The organism is Marinobacterium jannaschii DSM 6295 (genome assembly GCF_000620085.1).
GTDB lineage: Bacteria > Pseudomonadota > Gammaproteobacteria > Pseudomonadales > Balneatricaceae > Pontibacterium > Pontibacterium jannaschii.
In genome coordinates, this window is record NZ_JHVJ01000018.1 from 165,136 (window position 1) to 172,765 (window position 7,630).

9 protein-coding genes and 1 tRNA gene are annotated in these 7,630 nt (G+C 52.2%); 5 read left to right on the plus strand and 5 right to left on the minus strand.

Annotated elements, in window-relative coordinates; all coding sequences use genetic code 11:
• Positions 1 to 207: 207 nt before the first annotated feature.
• On the plus strand, positions 208 to 1,077 hold the full coding sequence (locus Q354_RS0111080; protein ID WP_322786145.1) for a class I SAM-dependent methyltransferase: 870 nt from the start codon (positions 208 to 210) through the stop codon (positions 1,075 to 1,077).
• Positions 1,074 to 1,559 (plus strand): 3'-5' exonuclease, encoded by a 486-nt coding sequence (locus Q354_RS0111085; protein ID WP_027857661.1) that lies wholly within the window; start codon positions 1,074 to 1,076, stop codon positions 1,557 to 1,559. The genes Q354_RS0111080 and Q354_RS0111085 overlap by 4 nt, the downstream gene beginning before the upstream one ends.
• A 57-nt stretch (positions 1,560 to 1,616) precedes the next feature.
• Here the strand turns inward: Q354_RS0111085 and Q354_RS0111090 are convergent, their stop codons facing one another.
• The 3 genes from Q354_RS0111090 to Q354_RS0111100 all read right to left on the minus strand — a co-directional run bounded on the left by Q354_RS0111090 (position 1,617) and on the right by Q354_RS0111100 (position 4,700).
• A complete protein-coding gene (locus Q354_RS0111090; protein ID WP_027857662.1) occupies positions 1,617 to 2,441 on the minus strand; it encodes an HDOD domain-containing protein in 825 nt (274 codons plus the stop codon).
• A 392-nt stretch (positions 2,442 to 2,833) separates the two neighbouring features.
• Positions 2,834 to 3,205, minus strand: coding sequence for a hypothetical protein (locus tag Q354_RS0111095; RefSeq protein WP_027857663.1), 372 nt, complete (start codon positions 3,203 to 3,205; stop codon positions 2,834 to 2,836).
• A 280-nt stretch (positions 3,206 to 3,485) separates the two neighbouring features.
• On the minus strand, positions 3,486 to 4,700 hold the full coding sequence (locus Q354_RS0111100; RefSeq protein WP_027857664.1) for a pyridoxal phosphate-dependent aminotransferase: 1,215 nt from the start codon (positions 4,698 to 4,700) through the stop codon (positions 3,486 to 3,488).
• A 169-nt stretch (positions 4,701 to 4,869) separates the two neighbouring features.
• Here Q354_RS0111100 and msrB point away from each other — a divergent pair, with 169 nt between their 5' ends.
• Positions 4,870 to 5,295: a peptide-methionine (R)-S-oxide reductase MsrB gene (msrB, locus tag Q354_RS0111105; protein ID WP_027857665.1), complete on the plus strand. Its 426-nt coding sequence runs from the start codon at positions 4,870 to 4,872 to the stop codon at positions 5,293 to 5,295.
• The gene (locus tag Q354_RS0111110; protein WP_027857666.1) at positions 5,292 to 5,960 is read left to right on the plus strand and encodes a DNA-3-methyladenine glycosylase I; all 669 of its coding nucleotides are present in this window, start codon (positions 5,292 to 5,294) and stop codon (positions 5,958 to 5,960) included. Before msrB ends, Q354_RS0111110 begins: the two co-directional genes overlap by 4 nt.
• A gap of 43 nt (positions 5,961 to 6,003) precedes the next feature.
• Here Q354_RS0111110 and Q354_RS0111115 read toward each other — a convergent pair whose 3' ends face one another.
• Both Q354_RS0111115 and syd read right to left on the minus strand, forming a co-directional pair.
• Positions 6,004 to 6,570, minus strand: a complete 567-nt coding sequence (locus Q354_RS0111115) for a YajG family lipoprotein (protein WP_027857667.1) — start codon at positions 6,568 to 6,570, stop codon at positions 6,004 to 6,006.
• Between the two features lie 4 nt (positions 6,571 to 6,574).
• Positions 6,575 to 7,138 carry a SecY-interacting protein gene (gene syd, locus Q354_RS25455; protein ID WP_036229451.1) on the minus strand — a complete coding sequence of 188 codons (564 nt, stop codon included), beginning with the start codon at positions 7,136 to 7,138 and terminating at the stop codon, positions 6,575 to 6,577.
• A gap of 336 nt (positions 7,139 to 7,474) precedes the next feature.
• On the opposite strand from syd, the gene Q354_RS0111125 reads away from it, so the two are divergent.
• Positions 7,475 to 7,551: transfer RNA gene (locus Q354_RS0111125), tRNA-Asp, on the plus strand.
• Positions 7,552 to 7,630 lie beyond the last annotated feature (79 nt).

Consider the following 7,630-nt stretch of genomic DNA (forward strand, 5'->3'; position numbering starts at 1 on the left):
ATCCGGAATCTGCGCAAAGGATTCAATCGTCCTTTCCGCTGAGTCCACTTTTAGATGGTGGTTGGCACACTTAGTTTCAACTGCCGTTGCGGTTTTTTTGCGCAGTGCTGGTTGATCATCAGAGTACGGCCTATAATCGCCGCTTTTCATGACAAAATGCCCGAAGATATGCAGCCCGTTTTAGACTCAGTAGCACAGCAACTCGCTTTGTCAGATGGAGAAGTCCGCCGTCTGTTTCATGGTCGCGGACATTGTTATCCGGGGCTGGAAGATCTGGTCATCGACTGGTTTCCGCCAGTGGCGGTAATACGCCTGTATCGGGCTGTGGATCAGCAGTGGCTGGACCGGCTTACCGGGTCGCTAAAACAGTTTTCCATGATTGAAGGGCTGGTGGTGCAGCTGCGCGGGCGCGGTCAGGACGCGGTTAACCAGGTGGCCTGGGGCGAGGTTCCCGAGGAGATGGAAGCGACTGAACTGGGCCTGAGATACTGGGTCAAACCTCAACGTAATCAGAACAGCGGCCTGTTTCTCGATATGAGAAAGGGGCGCCAGTGGGTGAAGGCGAATGCTCAGGGGCTTCGGGTCCTGAATCTGTTTGCATACACCTGCGCTTTTTCTGCTGCGGCACTGGCAGGTGGTGCCAGTCATGTGGTCAACGTGGATATGTCCGGCGGAGCGATTGCGACCGGACGCAGAAACAGCCAGCTGAATGGGTTTGATCGTTCAGCAGCAACCTTTTTGTCACATGATTTGTTTAAATCCTGGAAGAAAGTCCGGCAGGCAGGCCCCTACGAACTGGTGGTTATTGATCCGCCGAGCTTTCAACCCGGCAGTTTTGTCGCCGAGAAAGACTACCGGCGGGTGATCCGGCGCCTGAATGAACTGACAGAACCCGGCGCTCAGGTACTGGCTTGCCACAATGACCCAAAGGTCGGGACTGAATTTCTCTGTCAGATTATGAAAGAGGAGTGTCCCGGGTTTAATCTGATTCAACGCTTGGATAATCCGGATGATTTTCCGGAAGCAGAACTGGAAAAGGGACTGAAAGTGCTGCTGTATAAGAGAGAAGAGTTGTGAGTTTCGTTTATATCGATCTGGAAGCCAGCGGCCTGGGGCCGGATTCATATCCGATAGAAGTAGCCTGGAAGGACTCGGCGGATGGATCGAGTGATAACTTTCTGATTGATCCTGCCCGGGTCGAAGGCTGGGATTACTGGGATGAGTTCGCTGAAGAGCTTCATGGTATTGCGCCGGAAGATCTTGCCGGTCAGCTTTGTGCCCGTGAATCGGCCCGACGCCTCAACCGCTCCCTGCTGGGGCGCAAGGTAATCAGCGATGCGCTGGAGTTTGATTCGTTCTGGATGCGCAGGCTGTTTGCGGCGGCGGAAATGAAACCATCATTTGACCTGGTGGGGCTGGAGCATGTGCTGGCTGCCGAGCAGCTGGTGCAATACCGCATGATTGCTAAAACCCAGCTGCGGCGTCATCGTGCGATGCGGGATGTGGAAGATCTGATGAAAGCGGTCAGTCTCGTGCTGGGCGAATCCCTCACCGGTTAAGCCGCAAAGCCCGCTGCGGCAAGCGGGCTTTCTATCAGTTTCTTTATGGGGGGAGGGTTACAGGACCCCGTCGAGACCGCTTTCCAGCGCCATAGCCTCGCCCAGTTCGTTCACAATGCCGGCCGGCAGGTGAGCAATAATCGCAGATTCGGTTGGGAATCGTGCCTGCAGATCTTCTACGCTGTGTCCTTCGCGAATGGCGGCGTTAACCATGCAACCCAGGTTGACCGCTGCTGCAACCAGTGAAGGATCTTCAAAGGTTTCTGGTTTTTTATGCTGGCGGACGGCTTCACCCAGTTCCGGTGGGAATTTCCATAGCTCTAATAGCGCTTCACCTACTTCAGGTGTAGTGAAGCCCATGCGCTCCATCTCGGCGTCGGATCGGCTACAGCCGGATTCATTAATCAGTCTTTGGATTGCCAGGGCCTGCATCGGCTGGGTGATATGCAGGAGCAGCTTGCCGATATTGTGAATCAGGCCGGCAGTGAATGCGATGTCGGGGTCAATTCCCTGGCCACGTTCGGCGAACCATCTGGCCAGTGTGGCAACGCGAAATGACTCCGACCAGAATTGTTTCAGGTCGAGCCCTTCTACTTCCTGTACTGAACCGGCCAGGCCGGACGCGATCACCAGCGTTTTCAGGCGTGCCATGCCTAGCATGACAACCGCTTCGTCAATGGAGGAAACTTTACGGCTCAGTCCAAAGTGAGCCGAGTTGACCATGCGCAGTACTTTGAGCGAAAGCGTCTGGTCCTTAGCGATTTTTTCAGAGATGGTGCCGTAATCGGCGGAAGGATTATTCAGGGCCTGAATCAGTTCACGCACTACATCTGGAACGTTTGGCAGTTTGCTGGTGTTTGCAAGAAGGTCGCGGATTTCCATAGCTGCTCCTTTAGTTCGACGAGCGGATTCCTTTATCCAATCGTCTACCAATCCGGTTTGGTGGATCCATGTTCTTACATTTGTTTAGAGGGGATTCAGTGCTTTTGCAAGTTTTGCAGGGATGGTGAACGAATGCTCGGAAAGCCCGCTACAGGAGGGCCGATAGACACTTAGAGGTATTTATGACTTAGAGCCCGGGCTTTTCCCGATGTTCGGTTCTGTTGTCACCGGATATTAATACAAGAAGTTTCTATTTCGGGGGAGATAATCTAAACAGACGTATCGTCTTGCCCCTAGTTCGCCATACGGCAATAAGAGCTGCCCTGGATAACGGGCGATCAGCAATCTGATCGTCCGATATCTGATAGGCGGGAGGAGGGCTGTATCGGTTTTTACTCCGGATTAACCACCAGGCCTTCGATCTGGCTGCGTACGCTTTCGTATTGCCCCATCTCGTCCGGCATAAAGTAGAGCTTGTAATAGCAGCGGTCTACCAGGCGGGCTTTATTGCCGTTGATGCTCTCTTTGTATGAGCCGTAGAGGTAGCTCATCTGCAGATGGATAACGCGGGTATGCACAGGGACATTAAACTCTCTGTGCTCCAGATCGTAGCGTACCTTGGTCTCTTTTATGCTGTAAAAGGAGACCTCTGCAATATGGTTGAGATTAATCAGGAAGTTGGAGGTGACCGGAACAAGGTGGCGCTTCTCCAGGCCGTTGTGTTCCATATAGATGCCGCAGTTTTTTCTGATTTTGATAAACATTGTGTGCTCGTTATCCGTAGCTGCTTGCTGTGGCCGGATTATTTGCAAGGCGATACCTGGTTAACCGGGTTATCCGTATTCGCTGGCTTCATCAGCGAAGCTGGTATTACCGGTTGTTCTTGCTTCTGATAGCGCTGCTGTCCGGTTTTGATAGGGTCTGTAAATCAGATATCCGCGATTTTATGGCGGTTTTATGACGTTTCGTTTACGGCGAACGATCGGTATGGCGAGAGTCGCAGGGTGGCTCCGGCAGCGGGGCTGCCAGAGCAGGGGAAAAGGCTTATTGCTGATATTGCTTAAGGAAGCTGGCGATACGTTCGATTGCGTCACAAAGCTCATCTTCCCGTGGCAGGAAAACGATACGGAAGTGCTGGGTTCCCGGCATGTTAAAGCCGCTACCCTGGACGATCAGTACTTTCTGTTGCTGCAGCAGATCCAGCGCCAGCTTTTCGTCATTCTTGATAGGATAGATTTCGGGATCGAGACGGACAAACAGGTACAGCGCGCCTTTAGGCATCACGCAGCTCACGCCTGGTATTTCGTTCAGCATCTTCCAGGCTCGGTTACGCTGTTCGAAGAGGCGTCCTTCAGGACGGATCAGCTCGTTAATGCTCTGATAGCCGCCGAGAGCCGTCTGAATGGCATGTTGGGTCGGGACATTGGAGCACAGGCGCATGCTGGCCAGCATATCCAGTCCTTCGATATAGTCGCGGGCATGATGTTTCGGGCCGCTGACTACCATCCAGCCAGAGCGGTAACCGGCCGCGCGATAGGTCTTAGAGAGGCCGTTAAAGCTGATGCATAGCACGTCATCTGCCAGTGAGGCCATTGGGATATGTTCGGCATCATCGTAGATGATCTTGTCGTAGATCTCGTCGGCGAACACAATCAGGTTGTGCTCGCGCGCCAGCTCAAGAATCTGTTCCAGAACCTCTTTCGGATAGACCGCACCGGTAGGATTGTTTGGATTAATGATTACGATGCCGCGGGTGCGCTCGGTGATCTTGCTGCGGATATCGTCAAGGTCCGGAATCCACTCTTTGCTTTCGTCGCAGTGGTAGTGAACCGGTGTGCCACCGGACAGGCTGACGGCGGCAGTCCATAGCGGATAATCCGGTGCAGGGATCAGCATTTCGTCAGTATCATTCAGCAGTCCCTGCATCGCCATTACGATCAGTTCAGAAACGCCGTTGCCTATATAGATATCCTCGATGCCCACATTCGGAAAGCCCTTGCGCTGGCACTCCTGCATGATCGCCTTACGCGCGGAGAACAAACCTTTAGAATCGCAATAGCCCTGAGACTGAGGCAGGTTGTGGATGACATCCTGGACAATCTCCTCTGGCGCATCCAGACCCCAGGGGGCGGGGTTGCCGATATTCAGCTTCAGGATGCGGGCACCTTCTTCTTCGAGTCGCTTGGCTTCTTCGAGAACGGGGCCACGGATGTCGTAGCAGACATTGATCAGCTTGTTGGATTTGCGAATAACTGGCATGGTTTGTTCCTGCGACTACGCTGAATTTTCGGCGTAGCAAACGGTCATAAGTCGATATTGAAGAGGCGTAATAATACGCGCTTTAATTCTGCAAAAAAACAATCCGTTATAACCACACTGATATCCGGTTGCAACAGGTTGTCCCAAAGAACCAACAGAGTTTTATGCTATGAGTGAATCGCACAATAAAGTCAGTAAAACTGATGAGGAATGGCAGCAGCAATTGTCCCCGGAGCAGTTTCGGATCTGTCGCCGTCAGGGGACTGAGCGGGCTTTCACGGGCAAATATTATGACAACAAGGCTGACGGTCGCTACAGCTGTACTTGCTGCGGTGAACCGCTCTTTGATTCGCAGACAAAGTATGACTCCGGAAGTGGCTGGCCCAGTTTCTGGCAACCGGTGGCTGCAGATGTAATCGAGGAGCATCGCGATAGTACACACGGCATGGAGCGAGTGGAGATCCGCTGCGCGCGTTGTAGCTCTCATCTCGGACATGTGTTCCCTGATGGTCCTCAGCCGACGGGGCTCAGGTACTGCGTTAACTCGGTTTCTCTGAATTTTGAGTATGAAAGCGAGGAAGATAAGCCGGAATGAAGTCGTTTAAATGGATTTACGAGCATGTTGCCGAGCATCGTGCCGGTGAGGATATTGAGAGCCTGCTGCCTGAACCCCTGAGTCGCGATGTGCTTGCCCTGCAGGGAGATGGCCGCCTGCTGTCAGACCTTACCCGGCGTGTTTTCCGGGCTGGATTAAAATATAGCCTGGTTGATAGCAAGTGGCCTGCTTTTGAAACTGCATTCTGGGGCTTTGATCCCGATAAAGTCAGCCTGATGAGCGATCAGCAGCTCGAAAACCTGATGCAAAATGATCAGTTGATACGCCATTGGGGCAAGATCAAAGCTACCCGGGTTAACGCACTGATGGTGCATGATATAGCCGCTGTTCATGGCAGCTTTGCCCGCTGGCTGGCCGACTGGCCTGAAGAGGATATTATCGGTCTCTGGGCTGAGTTGAAGAAGCGTGGTGCCCAGCTGGGTGGAAACTCCGGACCGGCGTTCTTGCGAATGGCTGGCAAAGATACCTTTATGCTGACGGATGATGTCGTTGCAGCCCTGAAAGCGCAGGGGATCGTGGAGAAAAGGCCAACGGCCAAGCGGGATCTTATTAAGGTTCAGCAGGCATTTAACGAATGGCGCGCGCAGTCTGGTCGTCCGCTATGTCAGATTAGCCGTCTGCTCTCGTATACCGTAGGTTGGTAAACGAAAGGTCTGAGCCTGTCGCTCAAGACCTTTCTTGTCGGACTTAGTTTGCCTGAATGAACTCGAGCAGGCGGGGATCGGAAAATGCGCGGTCGAGGGTCTGGTTTAACAGGGCCTCAACAATCTCTTTGTTATCTTCCGGGGTTGGTGTGCTGACAAACTGATGCTGCTGGGTGGTGCCGTAGCTGCCGACATAATGTTTGTCATACTTCTCGATTTTTACACGCAGCTTTATTGCCAGATCGATATGTTGAATCAGCTTTTCGATCCGGGCTTCGTATTTCATTTCATCGATAAAGATTGTCATATCGAATTCACCGGTGGTGAAGTTCGCCGCACCCATTTTTTTCAGGGCGTTTTCAGCTGCAACCCGTATAACGCTTTCGGCATTGGCAAGGCTGATGGGGGCTTTATTGTTCAGGCGGTCAATACGAAACCCCAGAATCTGTGAATCCCTGTTATCAAAGGTATCCACCAGAATCTGTGTGTCATTCGGGAGCTGATGGGTGGTTGTGATCTGAGGGGACAACTCAAGCTGTTGTGAAGGTAAACCACTGCAGCCGCTCAGGATTGCTGCGGTCAGTGCAAGTGGTAGTGTACGTTTCAACATCGGCTTACTCCGTGTCTTGAATAGTTAATGGCTCTAAGCAATCGATAAATTCTGCCAGAGAATCGCTGATTTTTCTTATCGGTGGTTTACCCGGTGCTTCCAGCAAAATCTGACCGGATTCGTTCTCAACACTGAGAAAGTATTCACCATCGGGTTCGGTACAGGCAAAGAAAAGCGTAAGGGGCTGACGCTGCTTCTGTTTCGAAAGCGCATGGCCGATAAGATTGCCGCGCAGTCGTTCCAGGTCATCATTGTTCCACGCCTGAAGTAAGTTTAACGGGTTTGATTCGAAAAGCGCGGGGAGCGGATCGGACCAGTACTGGCTGTAGAAATCGATCAGATCCTGATGAATCTCTATTTCCAGCGCATCCTCCAGCCGAGAGAACATATCGCTGGATTCTGTCTGTGCGACAGGCTTCCAGGAGATTAATTCTCCCGGAAGGGCATTGCCTGAATAGCAAGGCGATGCCCATTCTGGATCAAACGGGGTCTGGGGGGCCTTGTGCTGCAATAACTGCTGACGTTCAACGAATGCCGTCAGAGCTTCCTTTACCGTTCGTTTCGGCATAAATCCTCGGACAGGTTTAAAGATAATCAGACTACTTTATCTGTATCGGCTTAACTGAAACAAGTCACAGGGAACTCAGGACACGGCTATCTACCCTGATCTCCTTGCCAGGGCAAGATAAGCAGGCTTATTTTCGCCTGTGTGGCTGCTGGTTGCGAAGACTACTGTCTTCGGAATAGCCAGAATTCAGGGTTTTTGACTGCTATTTGAACAATGCATCTGATGGCCGGGAAAGATATAAAAAAATCGCAATTTCCGGTACATAAACGTTTGACAAGCCAAGTGAAATCCGTAAAATTCGCACTCCGTTACGGGGGTAACCCCATATGACGATACGGAGCGGTAGTTCAGTTGGTTAGAATACCTGCCTGTCACGCAGGGGGTCGCGGGTTCGAGTCCCGTCCGTTCCGCCAATTTTGAAAGAAGAGGGGTTAGTACCTGCCTGTCATCTTTCACCGGTAACGGCTCGCGGTTAACGCGACGTCCGTACCA